Source organism: Streptococcus sp. VTCC 12886 (assembly GCF_049893425.1).
GTDB lineage: Bacteria > Bacillota > Bacilli > Lactobacillales > Streptococcaceae > Streptococcus > Streptococcus suis_AA.
Window position 1 is genome coordinate 1 of the sequence record NZ_JBMVJB010000030.1, and the last position, 26,980, is coordinate 26,980.

Annotated in this window: 25 protein-coding genes and 5 pseudogenes; 20 read left to right on the forward strand and 10 right to left on the reverse strand. The window is 32.3% G+C overall.

The window, feature by feature from the left end; all coding sequences use genetic code 11:
• Positions 1-76 precede the first annotated feature (76 nt).
• Positions 77-1,747 (forward strand): annotated as a pseudogene (locus ACPC57_RS08895) (SAG1250 family conjugative relaxase); the annotation flags it as partial.
• A gap of 79 nt (positions 1,748-1,826) precedes the next feature.
• Here the strand turns inward: ACPC57_RS08895 and ACPC57_RS08900 are convergent.
• Positions 1,827-3,188: a sensor histidine kinase gene (locus ACPC57_RS08900; protein WP_001019996.1), complete on the reverse strand. Its 1,362-nt coding sequence runs from the start codon at positions 3,186-3,188 to the stop codon at positions 1,827-1,829.
• A gap of 16 nt (positions 3,189-3,204) precedes the next feature.
• Positions 3,205-3,903, reverse strand: a complete 699-nt coding sequence (locus tag ACPC57_RS08905) for a response regulator transcription factor (RefSeq protein WP_277837732.1) — start codon at positions 3,901-3,903, stop codon at positions 3,205-3,207.
• 211 nt (positions 3,904-4,114) lie between these two features.
• Here ACPC57_RS08905 and ACPC57_RS08910 point away from each other — a divergent pair, with 211 nt between their 5' ends.
• The 8 genes and pseudogenes from ACPC57_RS08910 (at position 4,115) to ACPC57_RS08945 (ending at position 10,816) form a co-directional block, all read left to right on the forward strand.
• Positions 4,115-4,270 (forward strand): lacticin 481 family lantibiotic, encoded by a 156-nt coding sequence (locus ACPC57_RS08910; RefSeq protein WP_277837733.1) that lies wholly within the window; start codon positions 4,115-4,117, stop codon positions 4,268-4,270.
• Positions 4,251-4,724: an ATP-binding cassette domain-containing protein gene (locus ACPC57_RS08915; RefSeq protein ID WP_434066789.1), complete on the forward strand. Its 474-nt coding sequence runs from the start codon at positions 4,251-4,253 to the stop codon at positions 4,722-4,724. Before ACPC57_RS08910 ends, ACPC57_RS08915 begins: the two co-directional genes overlap by 20 nt.
• A 106-nt stretch (positions 4,725-4,830) precedes the next feature.
• Positions 4,831-5,739 carry an ABC transporter ATP-binding protein gene (locus ACPC57_RS08920; protein WP_014294847.1) on the forward strand — a complete coding sequence of 303 codons (909 nt, stop codon included), beginning with the start codon at positions 4,831-4,833 and terminating at the stop codon, positions 5,737-5,739.
• 1 nt (position 5,740) lies between these two features.
• Positions 5,741-6,505, forward strand: a complete 765-nt coding sequence (locus ACPC57_RS08925) for an ABC transporter permease (RefSeq protein WP_434066790.1) — start codon at positions 5,741-5,743, stop codon at positions 6,503-6,505.
• 132 nt (positions 6,506-6,637) lie between these two features.
• Positions 6,638-7,375, forward strand: coding sequence for an ABC transporter permease (locus ACPC57_RS08930; protein ID WP_014294845.1), 738 nt, complete (start codon positions 6,638-6,640; stop codon positions 7,373-7,375).
• Between the two features lie 279 nt (positions 7,376-7,654).
• Complete coding sequence (locus tag ACPC57_RS08935) at positions 7,655-7,879, forward strand: helix-turn-helix domain-containing protein (RefSeq protein ID WP_014294844.1); 225 nt, start codon at positions 7,655-7,657, stop codon at positions 7,877-7,879.
• Between the two features lie 459 nt (positions 7,880-8,338).
• A pseudogene (locus ACPC57_RS08940) lies at positions 8,339-8,875 on the forward strand (recombinase family protein); the annotation flags it as partial.
• Positions 8,876-10,120: 1,245 nt separating this feature from the next.
• The gene (locus tag ACPC57_RS08945; protein WP_252562996.1) at positions 10,121-10,816 is read left to right on the forward strand and encodes a TIR domain-containing protein; all 696 of its coding nucleotides are present in this window, start codon (positions 10,121-10,123) and stop codon (positions 10,814-10,816) included.
• A 390-nt stretch (positions 10,817-11,206) separates the two neighbouring features.
• On the opposite strand, the pseudogene ACPC57_RS08950 reads toward ACPC57_RS08945, so the two are convergent.
• From ACPC57_RS08950 to ACPC57_RS08960, 3 pseudogenes are all read right to left on the reverse strand, one after another.
• Positions 11,207-11,563, reverse strand: a pseudogene (locus tag ACPC57_RS08950) (GNAT family N-acetyltransferase); the annotation flags it as partial.
• A 43-nt stretch (positions 11,564-11,606) separates the two neighbouring features.
• Positions 11,607-12,329, reverse strand: a pseudogene (locus ACPC57_RS08955) (ISL3 family transposase); the annotation flags it as partial.
• A gap of 51 nt (positions 12,330-12,380) precedes the next feature.
• Positions 12,381-13,556 (reverse strand): annotated as a pseudogene (locus ACPC57_RS08960) (IS256 family transposase).
• Positions 13,557-14,036: 480 nt separating this feature from the next.
• Here ACPC57_RS08960 and ACPC57_RS08965 point away from each other — a divergent pair.
• Positions 14,037-15,512, forward strand: a complete 1,476-nt coding sequence (locus ACPC57_RS08965) for a hypothetical protein (protein WP_252562997.1) — start codon at positions 14,037-14,039, stop codon at positions 15,510-15,512.
• Positions 15,513-16,031: 519 nt separating this feature from the next.
• Here the strand turns inward: ACPC57_RS08965 and ACPC57_RS08970 are convergent.
• The 5 genes from ACPC57_RS08970 to ACPC57_RS08990 all read right to left on the reverse strand — a co-directional run bounded on the left by ACPC57_RS08970 (position 16,032) and on the right by ACPC57_RS08990 (position 19,819).
• Entirely contained in the window at positions 16,032-17,249 is a 1,218-nt protein-coding gene (locus ACPC57_RS08970; protein WP_111679105.1) for a site-specific integrase, read from the reverse strand.
• Between the two features lie 70 nt (positions 17,250-17,319).
• A complete protein-coding gene (locus tag ACPC57_RS08975) occupies positions 17,320-17,580 on the reverse strand; it encodes a helix-turn-helix domain-containing protein (RefSeq protein ID WP_061599972.1) in 261 nt (86 codons plus the stop codon).
• Between the two features lie 60 nt (positions 17,581-17,640).
• Positions 17,641-18,669, reverse strand: a complete 1,029-nt coding sequence (locus tag ACPC57_RS08980; RefSeq protein ID WP_434066791.1) for a replication initiation factor domain-containing protein — start codon at positions 18,667-18,669, stop codon at positions 17,641-17,643.
• 2 nt (positions 18,670-18,671) lie between these two features.
• Complete coding sequence (locus ACPC57_RS08985; RefSeq protein WP_045768735.1) at positions 18,672-19,094, reverse strand: hypothetical protein; 423 nt, start codon at positions 19,092-19,094, stop codon at positions 18,672-18,674.
• A gap of 281 nt (positions 19,095-19,375) precedes the next feature.
• The gene (locus tag ACPC57_RS08990; RefSeq protein WP_434066792.1) at positions 19,376-19,819 is read right to left on the reverse strand and encodes a hypothetical protein; all 444 of its coding nucleotides are present in this window, start codon (positions 19,817-19,819) and stop codon (positions 19,376-19,378) included.
• Between the two features lie 153 nt (positions 19,820-19,972).
• Here ACPC57_RS08990 and ACPC57_RS08995 point away from each other — a divergent pair, with 153 nt between their 5' ends.
• The 10 genes from ACPC57_RS08995 to ACPC57_RS09040 all read left to right on the forward strand — a co-directional run bounded on the left by ACPC57_RS08995 (position 19,973) and on the right by ACPC57_RS09040 (position 26,864).
• Positions 19,973-20,545 (forward strand): helix-turn-helix transcriptional regulator, encoded by a 573-nt coding sequence (locus ACPC57_RS08995; RefSeq protein ID WP_008808384.1) that lies wholly within the window; start codon positions 19,973-19,975, stop codon positions 20,543-20,545.
• 116 nt (positions 20,546-20,661) lie between these two features.
• Positions 20,662-21,522, forward strand: coding sequence for an Rgg/GadR/MutR family transcriptional regulator (locus ACPC57_RS09000; protein WP_434066793.1), 861 nt, complete (start codon positions 20,662-20,664; stop codon positions 21,520-21,522).
• A 457-nt stretch (positions 21,523-21,979) separates the two neighbouring features.
• On the forward strand, positions 21,980-22,258 hold the full coding sequence (locus ACPC57_RS09005; RefSeq protein WP_106100268.1) for a class IIc cyclic bacteriocin: 279 nt from the start codon (positions 21,980-21,982) through the stop codon (positions 22,256-22,258).
• 87 nt (positions 22,259-22,345) lie between these two features.
• The gene (locus tag ACPC57_RS09010; RefSeq protein WP_434066794.1) at positions 22,346-22,813 is read left to right on the forward strand and encodes a stage II sporulation protein M; all 468 of its coding nucleotides are present in this window, start codon (positions 22,346-22,348) and stop codon (positions 22,811-22,813) included.
• Between the two features lie 11 nt (positions 22,814-22,824).
• Positions 22,825-23,337, forward strand: a complete 513-nt coding sequence (locus ACPC57_RS09015) for a hypothetical protein (RefSeq protein ID WP_061599689.1) — start codon at positions 22,825-22,827, stop codon at positions 23,335-23,337.
• A gap of 13 nt (positions 23,338-23,350) precedes the next feature.
• Positions 23,351-24,208 carry an ABC transporter ATP-binding protein gene (locus ACPC57_RS09020; RefSeq protein ID WP_001093359.1) on the forward strand — a complete coding sequence of 286 codons (858 nt, stop codon included), beginning with the start codon at positions 23,351-23,353 and terminating at the stop codon, positions 24,206-24,208.
• On the forward strand, positions 24,189-24,842 hold the full coding sequence (locus ACPC57_RS09025; RefSeq protein WP_000677415.1) for an ABC-2 transporter permease: 654 nt from the start codon (positions 24,189-24,191) through the stop codon (positions 24,840-24,842). Before ACPC57_RS09020 ends, ACPC57_RS09025 begins: the two co-directional genes overlap by 20 nt.
• A 13-nt stretch (positions 24,843-24,855) precedes the next feature.
• Positions 24,856-25,023, forward strand: a complete 168-nt coding sequence (locus ACPC57_RS09030; RefSeq protein ID WP_020992799.1) for a hypothetical protein — start codon at positions 24,856-24,858, stop codon at positions 25,021-25,023.
• 459 nt (positions 25,024-25,482) lie between these two features.
• Entirely contained in the window at positions 25,483-26,160 is a 678-nt protein-coding gene (locus ACPC57_RS09035; RefSeq protein ID WP_071519552.1) for a helix-turn-helix domain-containing protein, read from the forward strand.
• Positions 26,157-26,864 (forward strand): IS3 family transposase, encoded by a 708-nt coding sequence (locus ACPC57_RS09040; protein ID WP_434066795.1) that lies wholly within the window; start codon positions 26,157-26,159, stop codon positions 26,862-26,864. The genes ACPC57_RS09035 and ACPC57_RS09040 overlap by 4 nt, the downstream gene beginning before the upstream one ends.
• Positions 26,865-26,980: the final 116 nt, after the last annotated feature.

The window sequence follows — 26,980 nt, forward strand, 5'->3', positions numbered from 1 at the left end:
TTGTAACATCTCCTTGGATTATGTATGTATTTTACCAAACTATACACAGGTGTTACAACTTAATTATATCAGGTCACCCGAATCTAGAAATGACCGACAAGAAAAACACCAACAAAATATTCATGCTCATCACCTCATCCAATAATTTTCTCCTGAGGATAATCTGACACCTGAAGAAATTAACCGCATTGGTTATGAGACCATGATGGAATTAACAGGGGGCCGTTTTCGTTTCATCGTAGCGACTCATACAGACAAAGATCATGTTCATAATCACATCCTAATCAATGCTATTGACCGCAATTCAGATAAAAAGTTGATATGGAATTATGCCTTGGAACGAAACCTTCGTATGATTTCAGACCGCATTTCTAAAATGGCAGGGGCAAAAATTATCGAGAAGCGTTACTCGTATCGTGACTATCAAAAATATAGGCAGTCTAGTCATAAATTTGAATTAAAGCAACGTCTTTATTTTTTGATGCAACAGTCAAAGTCCTTTGATGATTTTTTAGAAAAAGCGGTGCAGTTACATGTTCATATTGATTTTAGTCAGAAGCATAGTCGGTTCATGATGACGGATAGAGCAATGACAAAACCAATTCGAGGGCGCCAACTCAGCAAACGAGATTTATATGATGAAGAATTTTTTCGTACACACTTTGCCAAGCAAGAGATTGAAAGTCGTTTAGAATTTTTGTTGAACCGTGTCAATTCTTTAGAAGAGTTACTAACAAAAGCAAAAGAATTGAATCTAACCATTGACTTAAAACAAAAAAATGTAATTTTTATACTTGAAGAAAATGGAAATCAATCCAGTCTGAGTCATAAAAAAATAAGTGACAAGAAATTATATGATGTCAATTTTTTTCAAGATTATTTTAAAAATAAGGAAGTTGGTGTTTCAGATGGATTAGAAAATCTACAGAAACTGTACCATGCTTTTCAAGAAGAACGAGATAAGGAGAAGGTATCCACTGAAGAGAGTGAGGAAGCCTTCAAGAAATACAAGGGGCAACGAGATACCATCCATGAGTTTGAAGTTGAACTTGTGGAACATCAAATTGAGAGGTTAGTTGATGAGGGCATTTTTATCAAGGTGTCTTTTGGTATTAAGCAGAGTGGTCTTATTTTCATTCCCAACTATCAATTGGATATTATGGAAGAAGAAAATCATAAAAAATATAAAGTCTATATCCGTGAGACAACCTCATACTTTATCTATAACAAAGAAAATTCTGAGATGAACCGTTACATAAAAGGACGGACCTTAATTAGACAGCTAACTAATGATAGTCGGATGATACCATATAGACGACCAACAGTTGAGAGTCTACAAGAAAAGATTTCTGAGATTAACCTCTTGATTGAATTAACTGAAACTGATAAGAAATACCAAGACATTAAAGACGAACTAGTCGCAGAAATAGCAGAGCTAGATATAAAACTGACTCAAACAAACGAAAAAATCGCCACCTTAAACAAGATGGCGGAAGTATTTATCAATCTGAAGGGTGCTGAACTGAGCAGTCAAAAACTAGCAAGGTATGATTTTTCAAAGCTAAATTTAACCGAATCAATTTCATTAGAACAGGTAAATGAGGAAATAGGAGTATTACAAAAGGAGCTAGGTCATTATCTTGATGAGTATGAGGGACTAGCTAGAAGGTTGGAAAGGTTTGTGAAAGTGTTGAATGCTAGGAGAGATGTAGGTTCAAAATTACGGGATGGTATTCAGATAGAATAAATATAAGGAAATCTCAACAAACTAAATTTGAGTTAATAGAGATTCTCTAAAATATTAATTATTAATTCTGTGAAGTAGATTATTTTTTGAGTGGAAGTATGATTTTCGATTGGAAATATTTATTCTGCTGACTTGTAATAATAAAACTGCCTCCGTGTCGATTAATAATTTGTTTAGAAATTTTTAATCCCATACCACTTCTTCTAACGCCTGATATGTCAAAATTAAATTCTTCAATATTAGAGATGCTAATACTCTTGAGTCTATCAGGAGAAACCCCTACTCCGTTATCTAGAACTGTTATAGAAAATTCATTATTTGAAGTACATTCTAGAATTATACTAATTTTGCATCCTGATCTATTATGAAGTACTGAGTTATAGATTAAGTTATGGATAACTCGAGAAATGAGGGCCTTTTCAACATACATTTTTTTTCTAAAGAGGTTGGAATCGTGTGAAAACTCAAAGTTAAATTCTTCCCAAATTTCTTGATTAATAATTTGAATAATTATTTCTTTAAAGAAAGGAATAATTTCAACAATCTCCAAGTTCAATTTGAAATTACCATTTGTTAATCTTGCAAAAATATTGAGGTCGTTCAATAAATTTTGGATGTAATGACTCTCAACTAAAGTGGGTTTGAGATGTTTTAGAAGATTTTCATTATCTGTTTTTTCGATAGCTAAAGATGTATTGGACACGATAACTGAAAGTGGAGTTTTTATATCATGTGCTATTCCGGAAATCCAATTTTCCTTAAACTCTTCATTTTCACGTAATTTCCTGTTGGCGGAATTAACTGCTAAAGTCAATCGATCTAACTCTTTGACTGAGTCAACCTGCTTATTTAAACCTAATGGTAAGTTACCAATTGCACTGATAATGGGTTGTATATTACGATTTAAGAACGTAATACTATACATATATAGAAATAAACAAAATAAGCAATTGACAAAAATTATAGCTAGAATAAGAATTGGAAAAATTTGAACTCTCTTTAAATCAAAGTAATTATTACCATATCGAATAATGCTGTCTTTTGGAAAGGCAATAATGTAAATATCTTTCTGCTCCTCATTAATTTGGGTAAAGACAGGATAATCTTCTAAATAGTATCGAGAGAACCTGATAACATCAGCATAATCAAAGTTACTTTTTATATTAGTAGGTTTATTTATATTAAATTTTTCCTTCCCGCTATCTTGATCAATGATCATGACCCATAAATTATTCATCTCGATTAGTTCTTTTCCTTTTAAACTAACTTTATAAGTATTATTTTCAGGGATGATGTTGGAGGAAACTGTTTTTATAATATCCATAGCTGATTGTTGACTACGAATATAATTTGTAGTGATAACTAATAGAAAAATATCAATAAATATGATGGTTAAAAATGAAAGAATAAATTTTAATACGCTTTTTTTGAAAATATTCATTAAAAACTCCGTTACCTCAGACAACAAGCTTATATCCAAGACCTTTAACGGTAATAAGATGATCCGGTTTAGAAGGGCTTGATTCTATTTTTTCTCTTATATTTCGAATGTGTACCATTAATGACTTTTCATATCCAGAACTATCAAGTCCCCAAATAGTATCACAAATTGTTTCTGTTGAAACAATGTAGTTCTTATTACTGTATAGTTTTCGTAGTATCTGTATTTCAGTAGGAGTTAGTGAAAGTTGATTTCCATTTTTATTTACACTTGCATTATTTAAATCAATGGTACAAGAAGACAATGTAATTAATTCGGATTCATTTTTGTATGCTCTTCTTAATAGAGCAATGATACGATATATTAAGGTTTTCGGGAGAAATGGTTTAGTGACAAAATCATCACCACCTGATCCAAGGCCTTTAACTTCATCATCAGGATTATTTTTTGCTGTTAAAAATAATATTGGAATATCAGAAATTTTTCTAACATATTTGGCAAGTAAATACCCCTCACCATCAGGTAACATTACATCTAATATGATGAAATCAATCTTGGATACAGAAAAAATATCAATGCCCTCGCTAATACTATAAGCGTTACTAATATTTTTAAATCCTCTATTGACTAATACCTCTTTGATAGATTGACTAAGTGAGACATCGTCATCTATTATTAATATCCGTTTGTTTAATAACTGTGTTTCAAAATTCATATAAATACCTCCTTAATTTTTTAATTATATCATAAAGGATTTTATTTTAACGGTATGGGTAAAATCAAAGATTTAAAATCTTTAAAATAACTTTATGATTTCTTTAATATATCTTAAAGTCAACTTTGTAAATTTTACTTGTAACAAAGATAAAGACACTTAGTCTCAAAATAAGAACGGCACTCAAATAAAATTAAGAAAAGGATAAATTATGGAAAAAGAAACAACAATTATTGAATCAATTCAAGAAGTTAGTCTTGAAGAGCTTGACCAAATTATCGGTTCAGGAAAAAATGGCGTATTTAAAACCATCTCACATGAATGTCACCTAAATACATGGGCATTTCTTGCTACATGTTGCTCATAAGTTAAGAAATTTTAGAAAGAGGAAAACTATGGAAAAAGAAACAACAATTATTGAATCAATTCAAGAAGTTACTTCAGCTGATGAGGTTATTGCCCAGTTACCAAATAAAATTCATTCAAAGTTATTGAAACAGGGGAAAAATTTATCTGGAGGACAGATTCAAAAAATGTTAATTGCTAAGTCTTTATTGAAAAAAAACTCTATTATTTTCTGGGATGAAGCTTTCAGTAATCTTGATGAACAAAGTAAAAATAGAATCTATCTTAATATTCATCAGAACAGTCAATACTCTGAAAGGACAATGTTGATTGTTAGTCATCATCTAGATATTGTCGACTATGTTGACTATGTTATATACATAGATAACGAAATGGGTGATGTTTATAAGGATACACATATTAATCTTATGGAAAGTAACGAAAACTATAGAAATTTTATTAATTCAAAAATTTGAGACTTGCGTTATACATTCTTAATGTTATCTTTAAGATGAACAGGTACAATTATTAATGTAAAGAAAGGAGTAGTCTAATAAAATAGATTGCTAAAGGATAATGATGATGAATAATATTATTGAGCTGAAAAAAGTAAAAAAAGTTTACAAAGATATTACTACTGTAGATATTGAAAAAATTACTGTACGGGAGGGAGAAATTTATGGTTTTCTAGGGCCAAACGGTGCTGGGAAAACGACAACGATGAAAATGATTCTATCCCTTGTAGATCCGACTTCAGGTGAGATTTTTGTTAATAAAAAAGACATTCGAAAAGACAAAAATTACCTGAGTCAGATTGGATCTATGATAGAAGAGCCTTCATATTATCCTAATTTAACAGGTTACGAAAATTTATTAGTGTTTCAAAAAATGGTGGGATTTGATGAAAATAATATCTGGCCAACATTGGAACTTGTTGGATTAGCTGATGAAAAAAATCGAAAAAAATTAGTTAAGGCCTATTCTCTAGGTATGAAACAACGTCTTTCTTTAGCGTTTGCATTAGTAAAAAAGCCTAAAATCTTATTATTAGATGAGCCTACTAATGGTCTTGATCCAGCAGGTATTCATGAAATTCGTGAATTGATTGTTGAGTTAGCCAAAGAAAAAGGTCTGACAGTCTTTATTTCTAGTCATATTCTTCCAGAAATTGAACACATTGCAGATCGAGTGGGTATTATCAATCATGGTCGTCTAGTTTATGAAGGAGAAATTGAAGCTATTAAATCAAATACCTGGATTGAGATTGGTGGTGATTTTTCACAGAGTAATATTGTTCACACTTTAGTTGAACTAGGGACTGTAGAAATTTTGGGTGCATCCACAAGTCATGTAAAATTAAGTAATATTGATAATAATCAATTAGCTAATGTGGTGAGCTATTTGACAGAAAACGGATACCGTATTTTCCGAGTGGTTAGAGAAAGTGAGACCCTAGAAGATATTTTCCTTTCGTTAACGAAGGAGGCTTAAAATGATAAAGGTATTACAAATCGAATTATTGAAGAGTAAACGAACAAAATCATTTATGATATCGTTTTTGATGATGTTTGTAGCAGTAACTTGGTCATTACTAGCAGCATCAAGAAGCATAGGTGTACCAAAGTTAAGGACAATTGGATTATTTTTCAATAATTTACAAGCTACTCCTATTTTTTTACCAATTGCGATTAGTCTTTTTGTATCCCGAATTGTTAGTAACGAAAAAGAAGGAAATACATTTAAACTACAAGAAGCGAATAATATAAATCTTATAACCATTTTCAAACGAAAGCTCATTTTTACGAATACTATTTTTCTATTTTTGAATGTAGTACAAGTATTGATTGTATATTTATATGCTGTTAGATACGGTATAGATGTTGCTGTTTCAAATTTACTATTACAAGTTGTAGGTTTGACGATGTCTAGTTTTACTTTAATTACTTTTTTTCTATTTCTATCTATGATATTAGAAAAACATGGTATGGTTTTAGGAATTGGATTTGTATCAGGGTTTTTAGGGATGGTTCTATCCGAAGCATCTAAATGGTTAAATCTAATCTTTCCTTTCGGGGGTTCAAGTTTTCTTGCACTTTATCGCATAAAAGTTTTACATTCTGGAGATAAATTAGATTACATATTTGTTTGGGACAAGAGTGTACCACTCAACTATCTTATCTATCTATTTTATTGTATATTTGTCTATTTTATTATTAAGTACCTATTGGTTAAAAAGAAGGAGGAAAACTATGATTGATTATTTTAAAGCTGAGTGGATTAAGAATCGTAAAGTAGTGGTTAAAAAGAAGGAGGAAAACTATGATTGATTATTTTAAAGCTGAGTGGATTAAGAATCGTAAAGTAGTGGTTAAAAAGAAGGAGGAAAACTATGATTGATTATTTTAAAGCTGAGTGGATTAAGAATCGTAAAGTAGTTATTTTAGCTATTGGTCTTATTTTTCTTGCTTTGTCCAGTTTTATTGGATTAGCTAATTTTTTCTTGAACTACGATGTGTTGATTGAAGAACAGATGAGTAGAGTTCTTTGGGGACAGCTGACTTTTTATAACGGGCAGTTACTTTTTCCAGCTATGTTAGCTATATTCTCAGGTCTAATTATCCTTCCTGAATTTGAACGAAAAACACTTGAAATGCTACGAGCTAATCAAGCATCAGTTAAGAAGATGGTACTAAGTAAGTTTTTATTAGCTTTGTTCTTGGTATCTGTAGTTCAAGCAGTGCTGTTTGCTATCTATTTATTAACTCTTTATCTTAGTCAAATTCCATTTCAGATAGAAGATTTATTATTATTTTTGAGAGCTACAATATTATCAGTTATTGGTTCAAGTTCTGTTTTGATGATTCACAGTTATCTTATGGCAAAAACTAGGAATTTTGCTAAATCGGTTGGAGTTGCAGCAATTGGTTCCTTCTCAGGTTTTATTTTTATTATGCTAGGTGGTTTTATTAATCAATTATTTCCATATTCTCAGCCGATGATTGGTTTACGAAGTAGGGCATTGAATGATATGTCATTTTTAGAGTTTATGTTATTTATTACAGTGAACTCCTTGTATAGTTTCATTTTTTATTGGTTAACTGTTAAGAAATTGGAGAATAATGAATAACGTGATGATAAATTTTTTGTGTAGTTCTTCAACATAGTAGATAAAATGAAACTCAGATCCATAAAATAATCGCTATGCTGATTTTCGATTTGTTCTTGAAATGATAGTAAGCCTGATTTACGTAAAGAATAGAACAACAACTTTTTTGCAAAATTAAATGATAAATTTGCACGAGCTATTATCATAATTACAGGAATGACGCAATAATTACTGTCATATTATGACAATTTCCCAGCTTTTTTCTGAAAGTGACATATACTTTTCTTAGGAGAAAGCTAGATGTACCAACGGATAAGGGATTTGAGAGAGGATCATGATTTCACTCAAAGGTTTGTTGCAAATTTACTTTCCTTCTCTCATACAAATTATGCAAAAATTGAGAGAGGAGAGGTTGCCTTAACGGCAGATGTTCTAGTGCAACTTTCTAAACTCTATAACGTTAGTACAGATTACCTATTAGGGTTAACAGATTATCCAGATAGGATAAAACATAAAATAAAATAGTCTCTCCTTGATTTGTTCATTGACAATTGAATAAACCGAGGTGGGACTTTCTTATTTGTCGAGCAATTTAGTGAGATACGCCGTGATAGGAGCGAAAATTATTAGCTATAAAATAGAGTGGTTCTCTATCTGCCATAACCACAAATAAGGACAATGATACTTCTGAACGTTCAGGCTGCCATCGTAAAAGGACAGTGGGTGAGATGCCCATGAATGAATTAACCAGTCATACCCACGGAGGAAATTATAAAATTACAAGTTATCAGGAGGGAAAGTTTTGGAACAATCAGTTGTAAAATATAGTCTGCAGTTATCAATGCTTAATTTTTTATACTCTAAAGAATTGTTGTCTAAAAATGAATACGAAAAAATCAGAAACAGACTGCGTATTAAGTACACAAAATAGCTGACCTTTTTATTTGAACGCGGTAATATAGAATAAAAAGGAGGAATTTCAGTATGAAAAAAAATAATGTTGAAATAATAAAAGCAGATTCTTTAGTTCGACGTAGAGGTGTCAATGTAGAAAGACATTTAAAAAGGGTTGCTGCCTATTGTCGAGTTAGTTCTGATAGCGATGATCAGAAGAATAGTTATGAATCTCAGGTGAGACATTATAAAGATTACATTTCTCAGCGTTCAGATTGGGAACTAGCAGATATTTACGCAGATGAGGGGATTTCAGGAACTCAAGTAGGAAAGAGACAAGATTTTCAACGCTTAATCAATGATTGTGTAAATGGAGAAATTGATTATATTGTAACAAAAGCAATTGCTAGATTTGCAAGAAACACCTTAGATACTTTGAAGTATGTCAGAATGTTAAAGGATATGCAAATTGGAGTATATTTTGAGGAAGAGAACATTGATACCCTTACTATGGATGGAGAATTACTTCTAACCATTCTTAGTTCTGTTGCACAGCAAGAAGTAGAAAATACATCTGCACATGTGAAAAAGGGCTTAAAAATGAAGATGCAACGTGGTGAACTGATAAGATAAGTAAAATCAAATCGTAAAAAATATCTATTAATTATTCCGTTAGATGCTCCAAAAAGATTCCAAAAATATCTAGAGATATCAGTGTCCATTTTAAATTGACCAATATTAGATAAACTTGCTCTGAAGCATTTGTCTAATATATATCCGGTAAAATTATTGACAATTTTGAGTCGCATATGAACCAAGTATCTATAAGAGGTGGCATATAAAAAAAGCGAAATCAATAATAAAAGAAAGTTAAGAGAAAATACATTAAGATCGGTTATGAGAGTGGTAGCGATAGCTGGCGACAACAAACTTATTATGAAAAAAATATATAAAAAAATAACTTGTTTAAGGTTAACAATGCAATATACTGCATTTTGCAAAAAGAAAAAACGCTTGAAATCAGCGTTTTTCTTATGTATTGATTCGTATTGAATGCTTACTTCACTTCAGTAAAAATTAAATAGTACCCTAATAGACTTTATTATATCCGCTTTCTTTACTATTTTTTAAAATTTAGAGAAAAAGGTAGAGATTAAAATAACATCTAGATTTACAAAAAAACTTTGTCAAACATCCATGAAAATGAGAATATTGAGATAATCGTATTGATTAATATTTTTAGGTAAGTGACTCTGTCAGTTTGTGGTCATATTTGTAAGCGACTAAAGTCGCAAAAACTGTGTCAATTGTTCCAATTTCCATTAAAACAACCTAATTGATATTTATCAGCTTTGACCAATATATCAACTAGTATATCATACAAATAAAGCATGAACCGATGACGTTTTCTATACTTGCTTGGTAATAATTCAAAACGAATCCATCAAAGTTTAGGGTATCTTACACCTAATCAATTTGAAAAGGTAAGTGCTTAAAATAAATAGATTAAAATTCTACGTTTGTTACTCTAAAAACTTGACTTAACGTTAGGAATCATGTAACTTAATATTTGTGATCCAGTTTAGTTTAAATATTATTAGAGTAATTCTGTAAGAACTCAATCTCTCCAACCACTTTTCATAAGTTCTGGATAATTTGAGAACTGTTTATCCATGGCTTTGAATACTTTGCAACAGAACCTGTTTTTGTAAGTAAGAATGACCGTATGCATTTTCGTACAGAAATGCTTCACGCTTCAAAAGAAAAAGTTGATGAATTATTAAACGCTATTCAAGAAAACGTGAGTCCGTTTTATTTTAAGGGTCAATTATCTTTTGATTAATGATAATAAATAAAGGAGATTAATTTTTTATGGCACAATGTACTGCACCAGTTAATGGACATAGGTCTGCAGATGCGAGGGCTAATTGCCCTGTATGTGGACGAAGAGGAGGTTATAGTTCTTATAATGGCTATAGTGGTAACAGCGATTATAGTAGAAGTTATTCAAGTCCTTCTACAAACAGAACAGTTTCTTCAAGTTCTGGTAATAAAATTAGAGCGAAATGGTCATCTGCTGATTCTACTATTTTGTATACTCCAGCAGAAATTAAAACTCTTACTCCATTGCGTAATGAAGTTGAAAAAAGAGCTACAGCTGATTTAAAAGATATTTTCCTTTGTCATGCTTGGGAAGATAGAAAAACTACTGCCAAAAATCTAACTGATTTACTTGTGGAAAATGGCACGTCTGTTTGGTTTAGTGAAAATGAAGTTCTTTTGGGCACTAATTTACTTAGAGAGATTGATAAAGGTCTGGCTGCTTCTCGTGTTGGTATTGTATTAGTTACTACATCATTTCTTAAAAGAATTCAAGGCAACGGAATAGCGGATAAAGAACTTTCTGCTCTGCTGTCTCGCGATCAATTAATTCCAGTTTTAGATGGTGTAACATTTGAAGAACTTTATGATGTAAGTCCATTACTTGCCTCTCGTAGTGGATTAAATACTTCAGAGGAAACTATGGAAGATATTGCTAATAAGTTATCAGAAGTAGTTTCTGTATAAATTTTTAAGAGCTGATTATATTATGGTCAGCTCTTTTTGTGGTTAAGCTAACATCAGCTTGCCCTACTCGGGTAGAGTTCTGCATGAAATGCGCTCGCTATGCAATAGCCCGCCGGAGGTTTTTCTAGCCGGATAATAGGCGCAGAAAAATAGCAGTTCTCCTAGTAGGAAGGGAGAACCCTACTACCTTGTAAAGTGTGGGCTCTGCGAGGCTTGTTTTTGCTAGCGCAAAAATTGACACTTCGTGTCAAAAAACACCTTTTTTTGTGCCAATCACAAAAAAATCCGCTCAAAAAATGGGCGATAATTCACTCAAAAATTTATCAATTTTTTTCGTTCAATAAAGCCAAAACAAAAAAAGAGTGGCTAAGCCACTCTCAAAATCACAATTTAGTTCATTTTAGCAAGCGCAACTAACAATCCCTGATCACAGGATTCGAAACCATTCTTTTCATAAAAATATCTAACACCAGAAGCTTCTTCAGTTAAAAGAACTTTTTGACGAACATTTTTGTATTTATTTAATATTCTTTGCAATAATTCACTTGCAATACCCTTATTCTTATAAGCATTCAAAACAAGTATATCTTGTATATACACAATCGTTAATCCGTCTCCAATAGCCCTAATAAGCCCTAATAATTTATCGTCATTCCAAACAGTTATAACATCTAACGATTGTAATATAGCTTGCTTTAATACTTCCAAATCTTGAGTATACGCACTCCAACCAACGTCATTATATAATTCGGCTCCTTGTCAACTATAGTGGGTGACGAAAAGCTAACATCTAGAGAGGACCTGATAGGTCTTCTCTTTTTTTTATGTTCAGAGTGATGAAGACACGCTTCTTAAAGTTGATAAAGTTTCTAAAACCGAAGCCCAACCGTTTGATGTCTTTAATCAACTTATTAGTCGCTTCGAGTTTCGCGTTTGAATAGTCTGTTTCTAGCGCATTCTTGATGTATTGCTTGTGTCTAAGAAAAGTTCTAAAGAACGTTTGAAAGTAGTGATTGATCTTGCTCATTTTCTCCTCTATTAACTCAAAGAACTCATCTACTCTCTTCTCCTGAAAGTGAAAAAGCAAAAGCTGATAAAGAGTATAGTAGTCGGTGAGCTCTTCTGAAAAGACCAATGTCTTCTCAATGATTTCATGTGGTACTAAAGTTTGTCGGAAGGTCTTTGAATAGAAGGAGTTGAGAGATAGCTTACGACTGTCCTTTTGGAAGAGTCGCCAGTGATTTTTTAAAGCTCGATAAGGTAGTGACTTCTTATCGAACTGGTTCATAAAGGCAATTCTTGTCTTTAAAAAGGCTCGACTAAGGTGCTGGATAATGTGAAATCGATCAAGAACGATTTTGGCGTTAGGGAAGAGTTTGCGAGCCAATGGAATGTAAGCTCCTGACATATCCATCGTGATAAACTGTACCTTTTGGCGTACTTTCAATGGATACTTCAAAAAGTAGTCTCGAATAGTGGTTTGACGGCGATTATCAAGGATGGTTATGAGTTTTTTGATACTGTCAATAATTTTGTGTAAACACTCAATTAGAGTTATGGAGTGTTAATCAAATAAGCTTTCAAGTGTGTCAGAACATTTTCCAAACCCTTTATGGATTCGTTGACTTTGCTTGAAATTATAATCTTCAAACAAAGTAACTAAGTAACGTTCCAGAGCCTCCTCGTTAGGAAAAAGAACCTTCTTTTTCGTTTGACGTTTGATTTCTTTGTTAAGAGACTCAATGAGGTTTGTCGAATAAATGCTATGCCAAATCTGGTAGGGAAACTGATAAAAAGTTAAAAGATTATCCGTATTCTCCAGACTTTCCATGACTTTCCTATACTTTGGTTTCCATTCGGCGATAAAGTTCTCTAAAGCTTGCACTGCCATTTATAAATTTTCAGCACGATAAATCGTTTTAAATTGCTCCAGAATAACCGCTCTATCTGCTCGTTTCACTTTACTAGCTAGATTTCGACTAATATGAATTAAGCAACGTTGTTGTTTAGCTAATGGGTAAGCCTGATTGATAATCTGTTCAAGCCCCTTGAAGCCATCGGTCACTACAAGAGAAACCTGTTGGATTCCTTGGTTTTGAAGCTTGTCTAACAGGGTGGACCAAGAAGCATTGTTTTCATTTGGGGCGATTTCATATCCAAGAACAGCCTTCTGTCCTTCTGGTGTAATGCCTAGTGCGATATGAATACATTCTTTACTAACGGTTCCACGTCTTAATGGAAGATAGGTTCCGTCAAGAAATAAAACAGAGTAATTGGCTTCTAAGCTTCGCTCATGAAAAGTAGCGACATTCTCCTGAGTTGCTTTTGAGATATTAGAAATTGTGGCAGGACTATAGTGATACCCTTACATTCGATCGATGATATCACTAATTTCTCGAGTCGTTACACCGGTTTGATAGAGTTTGATAACCATCTCTTCCAAGTGGTCATCTCGACGTCCATAAGCGGGAAGCAAAGCTGGACTAAAGTTCCCATTACGATCTCTAGGAATGCTCAACTGAACAGTCCCATATTTGGTTTCGAATTTCCGTGCATAGCTTCCTTTACGACTATTCCCAGAATTATAGCCTAATTTATCGTAAGGTTCATACCCTAAAAAGGCTGATAACTCTGCTTGAAGCAGATCATTCATAGCTGTTTCAAGAGAAGTACGGAAAAATTCATCAATATCTTGCTTTTGGGCTAGGAAGTTAAGTAGTTCTGTGGTAAACTGAGTCATAGGAATAAGTCTCTTTCTAGTAATGTTTTGCAACTCTACTATAACGGATTTATTCCTTTTTGTGTTTACACAACTTATTTTACACTACCTAAGTATGAAGATTTGATTTATATATTTTACAATATGAATGCTAAAATAATATACCCTAATTGGGAGTTGTTATCTTTCCTAAAAATAGTTGTTTTTCTGAAAGAAGTTGATTGTTCATTCTCTCCACATGGACACTATATTCTTCTTAACGTAAAATGGTATCTTTCTGCATAGTTGACCTGCATTTTTTTCTATTATATACTATAAGTGAAAAAAGACTGAAATTGATGTGACACATCTAAAAAAACATTAATCAAATGATTCTTATCTGTTGTTTAAAGGGATTGAATCAATAGTGTGAATTTTTAGATATAAATTAGCTTGCTGTATATGTGTTGATAACTTAAGCAGATGATTCATTAAATTGATAAAATATTTGGGGGAATAGCCGTGAGTAGTAAAGAGTACGGTAGTTATAACTTTAGAGAGGGTTTTAAAATTGAAGAAGGTAATTTTAAAAATTTGTTACCTACTTCAATAATTAAACATGAATCTACTCATTATAAAAGTTTTGTTTTTAGCATTTTTGGGACTTTTTATCGAATGTGGAGTAAGCTCTTAGATCATCCAGGATTAAGGAGAAGTAAGCCATTATTCGACCATCTGCAGAAATATTTTAGTAAAATGCAAGAACAAGCTGCAACGTACAATGAAATAGTTGATGAACTTTCTAAACTGGATGAAAGTGAGTATGATGACTATCTAAAAAAATTCAGATATAGCAATAAAAAATATTACAATTACTTCGATGCAATGAGGAGAAATTCAAACGGTGTTCTTGGAACTCTCCATATAAAACAAATTAATGCTACCAAAAATACGGATAAACTTCATGAATTGATAGATAGGATTCTTTTTTTAAGTTTTTCAATTGATATTAAACAATTTAGTTTTGAAAAATGGCAAAAGATCACTGATATCGATTCAGATATGACAACAAATGAACAGCTAAATCCTAACAAGAGATTTCAAATGATTCTAAATAATCTAATCTATGATTCACAAAGAAATTGCATAACACTTGATATAGAATCACTAAATGAGACTCTAAAAATTGCTAATTCGTCTGATTATAATTCATTGGATGCTTATCATCAAATTTTTGAGAGATTATTAGGTAAAAAATATTCATTAGACATGTTGATGCTCATAAGCAAGTCTGGAGTTGAGACAGATGAAAGTATATTTAAGGATGAAGTTCTGATGGCTTACCCGAGTTTGCCTATATTTAGACCCACAGAAAATTTATTTTTGAACCCAATTAAATTGTTAGATGCAAATAATATCCTAGATCAAAAGGAAAATTATAAGTATGCTCAGATAATTACTCAAAATTATTTTACATCTTGGGCCATTAACCTCATCAATGAAACGAAAATGGTAATTATCCAAGATGTAAATGAGATGTTGTCAGCCATGATTCTGCTTAATCAATTGATAAAACAATTTGATTTAACTGTAACGACTAGTTCAAAATTATCCTTTGAAATTTTGGATCGAATAGAGTATGATGTGTTTGTTTTCATGACTCGTCCAATTAGTGAAAATTTAAAGTATATAAATGATGAGTATAGGGATGGGTATTATAACATTGTAAAGAATGATGATGTGAATTTATTGTTAGTAAAGAAGAACAGAATTATTTTAATTCAACCATTGATAGCTAGTCAAATTGATTTAGTCAAAAGTAGACTAGACCAAATTGCAAATAAGAACTTCTTAATGTTTTTGTCAAGCAAAGCACTTGAATCTATTGATTTGTACTTTATGGATAGACAATTGAATGCCGATGATAAAATGATCAACAAATTTTTTAGTAATTTTGATAAAGCTAAGGATGAATATTTGAGATTAAGGAATACTTGATTTCTCCATATTTGTATGAATTATGATCACCAACGATTATTTTTCAATATCAAAAAATCATGTCTATTAAGGAATGAATAATTGGCGTGAACTTTTGTGTATAAGTTAGCTCAATTAATTATTTTTTTGGAACTCTAGCTATTATTTTATGTTCTTCCTTTTTCTCTACCTAATTTAAAAAATGGTAAAGAATGCTGATATAATAAAGTTTATAAAGAAATTATTTATTCTTTACAAAACTAAAATATTCCCCTATTTAAAAAATATTGATTCAAATTTTATGAAATTAAAAAGTAGATATCGTTTTTAAAATCCTTGATATTACGCTGTTTTTAGTCTAACTGAAACTCATACTTTCCAAACCAGGTCTTAAGAAAGCTCGTAAAGCATCACAATTCTCAAAACGTTAATCAACACGATTATATCAACGTTTCAAGCACTTCATGGTTCACACCATGGAGTGTTTTTTGATGTCTTTTAAGTAAAATTCACACCACTTTTCACACCAAATTCACACCATTACTTTTTTAAGTTACGATAAGCAATCTCTCCAACAGCCATTGGAACGACATTTGAAGTATTGACATAGGTCTTAGTTGTAAAAGTGTCGCTATGCGTTAGAGCCTCTGAAATGGCTTCTAGTGATGTGCCAGATTGTTTGGCAAGAGTTGCCCCCGTATGACGTAATTTATGAGGTGTAGCGTGTATTAGTTCCTTATGACGGCGTTCGACTGACTTCATCTTATTATTAAGATAATCAGCATGTAAGGGACTATTAACGTTTCCTTTTGTGTCAATATAAGTAAAGACATACTGTTCATCAGATTGAATAATATTGAACTTTGCTAATTCCAATTTTTGCTGCTTTTTCCAAGCATGGAGTAAATCAGCTAGCTCAATGGGAATATGGAAAGTCGTCTTTTTATTACCCTTAGTTGATTTTAAATTTTTATACTTATCCAAGGCTTTCACTAACTGAATTTCTTGTTTCTTGATGTTAATGTGCTTCCATTGTAAGGCATAGCTTTCAGATTTTCTATCTCCTAAGAAAAAAGTTGTATAGAATAACACATAATCTTTGAACAGGAGTTTGTCATTTTCTAAATCTTCTTCAAAAGCTGTAAACCAAGCTTGTAGTTCTGATTGTGACAGATACAAATCTTCATCATTTTTAGCCTCTTGTAGTTTGATTTTTTTAGTCGCTTTAATACGGCTAATGGTTTTAGAGAGACGATTAGTTTCGATATATTCTAATTCCTCAGCCCAATCAAAAATAGAGTTAACATAACTTCTGATGACCTTGAAGTTGGCATATTCTTCTGCTTTTTGTGACAATAGGTTCAAAACAACTTGTTTATTTTGATTGAGAAAATCAATAGAATAATTTCCAAGCAAGGGTAGGATATGCTTTCTAAAGACAATTTCTGTACCGTCAATAGTAGCTTGTGAAGGTGGTTTTGTAGTAGATGTTGTTTGACCTGCTTTATAGGATTCCCACCAAACATTGTGATAAAAATCGGAAAAGAGGATTGAACCATTTGTTTCCAATGAGGTTGCATCTCCGCTTAAAATTTTATCAATCCTGTTTTGTAATTCAAGTTCGTATTTTTTAGCTTCACTCCTTAATTTGAAACGTTTTTCAATTACTTTCTTATCAATTCCCAATGATGATTTAACTTCTTCTGGGACATAGATACGTAAGCGATAAGTTCCATTTTTAGTTTTTGTAATTGACATAGTATTCTCCTTTTTTGAATTGAGCTAGAAAAATACCGTGGCTTAATTATATCAAACCACGGTTATAATGCTACTGATTTTGTAACCAGTGATTGAGTTCAATTCTATCAAAGCGGACAGTTTTTCCAACTCGAATAACTGGTAACCCCTTTTTTATCCAAGAATCAAGCGTATTATTGGCAATTCCTAGATACTTACAAGCTTGTTGCTTGTTCAAGAATGGACTTTCAATGTTGTTACTATCCAATTTATTTTTTATTTCATTTTCTATAAGCCGGCTAATTAACAGTTGTAGCTGATGAATTTGTTCGTCTGGTAAAATCACTTGCATAGTCTTTTTTTGTCCTTTCATGATATAATATTTGTAGTTATTATTTCTAAGGCGATTTGTTTACGGCAAGTCGTCTTTTTGTATGCCCCAAGTGTTGGAACTTTGGTGTTCACGGACATATTGGTCAATCTCCTTTTCATCGCTGTTGGTAAATTTCGATAATCCCAGTTTTAAGAGGTCTTGGAGAAATTGGTCTGCTCCTTCAAGAGTTGTTGCCTCATATTTAGCCACATAGAGTTTGGCTAAGGTCTTTGAGACTTGTTTTTCCGCCCATCGTTCTGACTGTCTAAGCGTTGGCTTGGTACGTTCAGTGCTTAACCGTGTTTTGATTTCCGTCTTGAGGTAATCCAGCCACCATTTGACGGGTTGGCGTCTGCGCTTATTTGTGTCCCTGCCATTTGGTCTGACAAAACGGTAGTGTCCGTTGATTGCCTCAAAGTAAATGGCTGTCAGAGGTCTTTTAAGGTGTATTTGGTGAGCAATGATATTGGCTTTTCCTTGCCAACAACGGAGTTCTGCTCTGACCCAAGCGTTTGTCTCATCAACGATTTTACCTTTACCTTTTTGTTCCATGAGTTTGTTATAGACACACCATTGTTGGCTCCCTCGTGCCCCTATGGTGACGGTCTCACCAACCCGTTCGCCTGTTTCAAGGATTGACCGCTCGTGATAGTCCATATATTGTGCTCTTGTAATACACAAGCCTCGTTTACAGTAGGCGTAGAGGGTTTGAACGGATAAAGCCTTATCGTAGATGTCATTGGCAATATCTATTCGGGTAAAGTTGACCTGATAGCGGTAAAGGCGTGTGACCAGAGCTACCCAGTTGTTAGCGTTACCCACCATAAATTCCTCATATTGGCGACAGCCTCGTCCTTTGAGTTCCAGATAGACCCCCATCTTATCTAAGACTTGGTTAAAGTAAACTTTGATGTCTGAACAGGCATAGTGGCTTTGATACTTGTTTATTCCCCAAGCATTAAGGGCAAACTGGTCTTGGGGTATAAGGAGTATCTCTTCTAACACCTCCTCTGGTGGAACATCTTTAATGGTCACAGCGAAGTAGTCAATCCTCACGCTGTTATCCATGCTTAGTCACCAGTCATTTTAAGGTCGTTTGCCACTAGTTTTACTCCAGACCAGTTACTACGAGTCATGTTCCACATGAGACGGACTTGAGGATTGACGAGTTCAACGGTCTTATCAAGTAAACCGTCATTTTCTGCCAATTTCGTGATTTTGTCGAGGTTGTCATGAATTTCAAGCGTAATCGCTTTGAGTTCTTCAATGGCAATGTTCATTTCTTTTAACACTTTGATTTTATCCGCATCTTGAACGCTACAAACTAGTTTGGATGGTTCGTCTGTTCGGACTTGTTCGCCATTTACCTCTTGATACTTATAACTCATACGAGCAGAAAGCACTACCACTTTTTTAGGTAGCATGAATTGACTTTTATCAAGGTTCAATTCGCCAAGTTTAAGTGTTGTGTCAGTTAGTGTTAAGTTTGTCATAGTATTCTCCTTTGTGTTTTTTAAAGTAGTTATCTTTTCTAAACGTACGCAGAATTAGCTTTGAACCATACTCCCCCAAGGAATTTCAGCGCAAACTTCAACTGATTGGCTTTAACCCCAGACGTATCAAGGGTTTAGCCCTACTTTCGTGTACGTTCGTACCCCCTATTAGTATCGGGGCACTAATTTTTGGGGAAGATTGCCCGTCCAAGCACGGGCACGCCATTATGGGCTACCGTGTTTCTACACACTCGCCCATGGCGTTGTGCTTCTAGCCGTGCTCACTTCCCAAATAATTTTTTCCTCTTCGATTTCTCTAAAACTTCAATCTGTTTTCTTAACTGCTCTATACGAATAGCTAATACCTGTTCCTGTTGTGTTAAGTCTGTTACTTTTTGACTTAACCCTTTTAATTGAACAGTTAAACGATTGACTTTTTGGTTAATAGATAAGGGAGAGGTTCTACTCGGTGCATAGGCTTTTAAGATTGCTTTATCAAGCCCAAGGTTTCCTTTGGTATCTGCAATTTGTTGGAGTTTTTCAATATCATCATCTGTAAAGAGATAGATTTTACTGTAAGAACGTTTACCAGTTCGGACTCGACTTTCTTCAAAGGTAGTCCCTGTGAGTTGTTCAATCTTTAAACGCCATTTTTTTAGTGTAGAGATAGAGTTCAATCCCTTAACAAGTTCAATTATTTGGGCATAACCATAAAACTGTGTCATTTTTGTCTCGTCTCATTTACTTTTATGGTAAAATATTATATAATCAAGAGGTAAATAATTATTTTACCTTGAATTATCTTTATTATACAAAACAAAATTTCACCTGTCAACCCAAAAAGTAAAAATATATTTTACCTAGAAAGTGAGATACTAATGGCTCCTTTATATAATTATACGACTGTTCTACGAGCTGGAGAATTAGATATTAAGTCAGCTCGCTTAAAAGCAGGAATGACTCAAAAAGAATTGGCTAAGATTATTGGTGTCACAAAACAAACGATTATTAACTACGAAAAAGGCACTACCGACCCAAGCTGGGAACGCCTTGAAGATATAGCTAAAGCTTTAAAAGTTGATGTGGATGCGCTTTTTCCTTACAATGAGTTTGGAGAGATGAAAGGGGATGTGAAATGGGCAGACCATTTGGAGCGCTTAGCTAATGATTGGCATTATGCTCGTATGGCAGAAGAAGAGTTACTGTTAGAAAATCTTTTTGAGTATGCTCAATTTCAACGAGAAGTGGAACAGAAAACTTATACAAAAGAACAACTGAATCAAGAGTTAGGACTTGAAAATAATAACATGTCTGACGAAGATAAAATAGAACTCATTCAACTTAAGTATGAAAAGGATATTCAAAGGAAAACGGAAAATTTAATTTCTTTGTATAAGGAACAATCGGATAAAGAAATTGATGTAATTCGATTTGAGCATACAAATTTATAAAGTAATTAATTTTGTAAAACATGAAATTACTTGAAAGAGTTAAGTGAAGCCTGATATACATGAGAATTTAAGTTTTTAGTTTTATATCAATAGCTAAAAAATAGGGAGACATGCAGATGAATACAAATGAATCAATGGATTTAGGAGAGCTTTTTCGTGAGTTACGTATTGCACGAGGCTTAAAATTGAAAGATGTTGCAAGTGATAAATTGTCTGTCTCACAATTATCTAAATTTGAGAATGGTCAGACGATGCTTTCGTCTGATAAGCTATTAGTAGCTATATCGGGTATTCATATGAACTTTTCAGAGTTTGGATATGCACTGAATAATTATCAAGAGCCTGAATTTTTTAAATTAGGAAAAAAAATAGCAGCGCTTCACTCGAAACAAGATATTGATGGTTTAAAAAAGCTATTGGTAACTTATAAGGGATACGAAAGTTTTGATGTTTATAATCGTTTAAACCTATTAGTTATTAAAGTAGCTATCCATTCCCTCGATAACAGCTCTCTAATAACTGATGAAGATAAAGAATTTTTAACTAATTATTTATATGAGATTGAAGCATGGACAGAATATGAACTGTATATATTTGGTAATACAATGTCCATATTGTCAGATAGCGATTTAATTTTTTTAGGTAAAGCGTTTGAAGAACGTAGTAAATTATATTCCTCACTTACAAGTCATAAAAAAAGTGCTGAAATAGCCTTTTTGAATCTAATTTTAATTTTAATTGAGCGGAAAGAGATTTACTATGTGAGGTATTTCATGTCTAAATTAGAAGAAATATTGAATTACCAAGATATGTTTGCTATTACTTGTTTGCATGTTTTAAAACAAGTATCAGACTATCTCAATGGTGATGTAAAGAGCATTGAAAAAATAGATAATGATATAAACATGATTGAAAAGCTAGGTAATCCCATTGCTGCCTCTTTTTTAAGAATAAATCTACAACAATTTTTACATTGATAAAAAAGCTACTAGATTTAAATCTAGCAGCTTTTTAACATTTTAGCTCATAATAGCTTATAAAATTGGTAGTAGGAAAAATGGTAGGACAAGAGCGAGAGAAATAATTCTTTTTAAAATTGTTTTTAACATAAGGTAGAACCTCCTTTTACTATTATTATAAATCGAAATAAGTAATAAGGTGTATTTTTTCAAATATGAAAATAATAGTAAATTAAAGTTCTTATTTGAAATTATCTAGGTTATATATAAAAGAGTGCTAGAATAATAGTGTAATCGGTTACACCAATTATCCTTTATCGAAATTAATACTAGTAAAATATTTTTCTAAAGGATAATAATACTAGATATTAATACTAAAAGAAAAGAGATGGTTATTATGGGAGTCCAAAACAAAAAGATGAATTTGTGAATGTACTAATACTGCTTTATATTGCACTGGGAAAGGTGGTTTATTATGAGAAACAATGTATCACTAAACTTCAATCTTAATAAAATTGAAAAAACTTTTCTATTTAGTTTGCTCGTTTCTGTAGGTATGCTTATTGCGGTAGGAAATATCTACTGGATTTGTGGAAAATTTGGTATTCGGTTGGCTCCAGGATGGTACCAAGATATTGTAGACTTTGTATCTGCTGGCGGTTCAATTGTTGATGCCTTTGCAATTATTGCTGGGATTACACTTCCAGCATGGGTTGCACCAGTTTTAGCTGGTTTTGGTGTCGTAAGTGCTTAAATACTGTTGGAGGATTGAGGGAGATAAATTCTTCCTCAATTTTTCAAAATTCAAGTAAGTAATAATTAGATTACTAAGGGAGAAAGGATGAGAGGGAAAAAATATTTAATTTTGACCTATTTATTAACCGCTCTTATAGTATTTTATTTTTCCACTTCTTCTGAAAAGCAAGTAATTTCAAACTATAATGTAGCTTTTGGCTTTGAAGATTTTATCCAAATACTTTTAAAAAATTCAATTGCTAGTATTTGGTTATTATTAGCATATATCTTTGGTGAATCAATTATCTATATTTTCTTTATCATTAATGGAGTAGTCTTGGGACTTTTGTTGTCTTCCTTTTCGTCAATAACATATTTATTGCTAGTTTTACCACATGGAATGATTGAAATAGGCTCTTATGTATATTTATCAGATACTATAATGAATATGAGGAATCAGAACCAAGATAATAAAAAAGTGACTAAACGTTTTATAGTCTCTTTCCTATTGTTAGCTTTAGCGGCAGGGGTTGAAACCTTTATAACCCCTTTCATGATTAATTTCATTAGTTAAGGAGAAATAAAATGGATAAAAAGCATAAATTACCCATTGTATTTACAATTTCATTATTTATCTTTATCCTTAGAAGTATTTTTATTTCTGAAAAAACCTTTCAAATAAAATACAATATACACTTTAACTTATTCAATACACTATTATTTATAGTGATTTCACTAGTAATTACAGCTGGTGTATTAATTTTAAATACCAATATAACCTATTTTATAATTAAGAAGATAATAATAAGATTTTCTGACATAAACATAGATAACTATGATTTTAAAAATACATTGTATTTTATTTATCTATTATCTTATTCAATAACAGGTGCTATCTCTGTGATAACAAGTCTATTTATCACAATAACAAATTTATTTACTTTACTAATGAGTTTAGGTAATTATGTTTTAGTAGCTTTATTATTATTTATTGAATTAAAAAAGGCCAATGTATCTAAAAAAGTTAATACTCTATTGACGTTGGTAATTCTAATTGGAAATAGCTTAACGGTTGTGTATATGCTATTGCAATCTTAGCGAGGTGTAAAAAATGAATACAAAACCAGTATTAGAAGTGCTAAACTTAAGCAAGCGGTATACAGATTTTCAACTACAAATCAATAATTTAAAAATCCAAGAAGGAAGTATTGTTGGATTGATTGGTGAAAATGGTTCAGGAAAATCAACTTTTCTGAATTTGTTGTTAAATCAAATAAAAAGTGACTCATGTAATATGAAAATTTTAGGTTTGGATTCTGATAAAGATGAATATCAAATAAAACTTAACCTAGGAGTGATTTTAGAACAAAATTATTTTCCAAATTCGTTTTCAATTCAACAAATTGAAAAAATGCTAAAAATGATTTATCCAAGTTGGGATAAAGAACTTTATTACAGCTTAATTGATAAATTTGCCTTACCTATTAACAAAGCTATTGGAGATTTTTCAAGGGGAATGGTTGTAAAACTAAACTTTGCTGCCACATTATCCCATCATCCTAAACTTTTGATTGCTGACGAAGCAACAAGCGGGCTTGACCCTATTGTAAGAAAAGAGATTTTAACTATACTAAAAAAATATGTAGATAATAATAGAATGACTGTACTATTGTCTTCGCATATTTTAAGTGATTTGGAACAAGTCGCTGATTATTTTATTTTTATTGAAAATGGGAAAATTCTACTAAAGGGCGAGAGGAGTGAGTTACTTAACCATTACGCTATTAAAACCGAAATAGCACATTTGCCATTGAAAAACATCAAATATAAGTTGTCTCAAGATAACATTATTCAATATTTAGTTGACGTATCACAAAATGAAGTTGATAGTGAAGACTATGCTACATTAGAAGAAATATTATTATTTCTAGCAAAGGGAGTGAGGATAGATGAAGGGACTACTCTATAAAGATTTTCAACTTATTTTGAATAAAGTAAGTGTGACGAATAGATTGTTAATTGTCTGTGCGTTATTGTTAATAACAATTTTTGGTAGAGAGTCTGGAGCAATTTTTTTATCAATAATGGGACCAATTGGCTTGGCATCTATACCAACCAGTCTATTAGTTTCTGACTATGAAAGTGGTTGGAACAGGTTTGTTGGTGTTTTCCCAATTTCCAAAAAAACGATAGTTCTAGCTAGGTACATTTTTTGTATCTCTCTAATAATATTTGTTAGTTTTATAACTCTGATTTTGAGTCTTATAACCGCTCTAATTTTTCAACAATTCAGTATACAAATACATATATTCATATCAATAGCTGGCTTATTGATTGGCATTATGTATGTAGTATTCTTACTTCCGTCGGTTTATGCCTTTGGTACATTTGGAAGCACAGTCGTAAATATACTGGTTTTGGTATTCATTATGGGAGCAGTTTACATTTTGCAGAAAACAGCTTTTGGTCTAGTATTTATTTCTTGGATTAGCAATACTAATGCTATTCTACTAATAATTGCAAGCTGTATCTTAATTATGACAATAACGGTTGTTTCTATGATAATATCAACCAAAATATACTCTAGTACATTTAATAGATAGGAGTTTAATTGTTATGAGTAAAAAAATATATCATCAAGTAGCTGTTGCTTTAGCAATAATTTCAATTATATTGGCAGTTGGATTGCTAATTTGGGGAGAAAGAGGTACAATCTTTTTTGCAATTATCCCTCTTTTAATTGCAGGATTGGTAGAACGAATGGGAAAGCAAGGGGAGGAATAGGAATAGATTTACATCATAGTTAGTTTTTAGAATAATAGAAAAGACGCTTGTTTTATACTCAAGTGTCTTTCTCATTTGTTTTCTATACGAAAAAATAAAGGGAGTATTCTACAAAAAAACATAATAAAAATTAGATTATTCAATGGTGTGAATTTTAGATATTAGTTAGCTCAATTCAATGATTTTTAGGTTAAAATTCACACCATTCAAGTACAATTACTTGAAATTAGATAAAATAATTTATATTGCAAACTCGTGAAAACGCTGATTTTAAAGGCTTTTGAATTTTATCAAAACATATTTTTTTCAAACCAGGTCTTAAGAAAGCACGTAAAGCTAGCCAGTTCTCAAAACGTTTAGAACGGCTTTATATCAATATTTCAAAGCACCCAAGGGTTTGATATGATACCTCTTAAGTAGACAAGGTAAATACCTAAAATCTACTTAAGAGGTATTTTTATGTCTAGAAGAGAAAGATTCACCCCATACGAGAAAGAACAAGCTTGTCTCGATTATATAAATGGTAATCGTTCCAGATCTGAGATATGTAATTGTCTCCATATTTCCACAAGAACGATTCAAGATTGGGCTGCCATCTATAAAAAATATGGGATTTTAGGATTTACAAAGAAAACAAAAAACCGTTCCTATTCAAAAGAATTTAAAATGGAACTTGTAGAAAAATGTATTAGTGGTGAGGCTTCATCTATTGATTTAGGTCATCAGTATGATATTTCTTCAGGACTTTTAAGAAAGTGGATTAGGATGTATAATGCCAATATAGAACTTAAGGATTACAATCCAAAATGGGAGGTCTATATGGCAAAAGCAAGACGTAAAACCACTATTGATGAACGCAAAGAGATTGTCAACTATTGTATTGAACACAATCGCAATTATAAGGAAACGGCGTCACTTTATGATGTTTCTTATAGCCAAGTGTATTCGTGGGTGAAAAAGTATGACAGTGATGGTGAAGAAGGTTTAGTTGACAAAAGGGGTCATCACAAACTAGATGATGAGGTTGATGAATTAGAACGTTTACGAAGAGAAAATGTGCGCTTAAAACGTCAGTTAGAAGAAAAGGATATGGCTGTTGAACTCTTAAAAAAAGTGAAAGAATTCGGAAGGATGTGAGGCTAGGCAAACAGCGCCACGAATCAAAATACTTAGCGATTGAAGACTTCAACACTAATAAAGGTTGGGGCATTAGCTGGATGTGTCATCAGCTCGGCATTACGAGGTCTGCATTTTATAAATGGAAACATAGAATAGTTCCAGAACAAGAACAATTAAACAGCGAAATTGCGGAGTTAATTAAAGAATATGACGAACATTTTTCACATATCTTGGGATACCGAAGAATGACCGATTGGATCAATCATTTCAATCATACGAACTATTCAAAAAAGAGAATTCACCGAATTATGAAAAAGCTCGATATTCACGCCGTTATCCGTAAGAAAAAGAAAAAATACAAGACTGTTAAACCTGAAGAAACTGCAGAAAATAAGTTGGCAAGAAACTTCTATACAACTGCTCCGAACAAAAAATGGGTAACAGATGTTACAGAGTTTAAGATTCCTAACTCCCATAAGAAACTCTATCTTAGTGCCATACTTGATTTATATGACCGCTATCCTATTGCTTTTGTCATAAGTGGTCGAAATGACAATCGGCTAGTCTTCAAAACATTTGACAAAGCCATTGAAAAGAATCCCGCAGCGAAGCCTATATTTCACAGCGATAGAGGGTTTCAATATACCAGGGAACCTCTAAAAACACCAGTAGAGCATCTAGAGCGTCAAGTTTATCTTCAATCTACAGTTTATTTCTTGTAAATTTTTGTTTGTGAGTCTTACTCAAGGCTATTTCCCAAATTTTGGGCGCACTAAGCCCATGATTTCAACCCTAGTCGTTTAATCTGTTCAAATCGAAAGATGTTATAGAGGAGGTT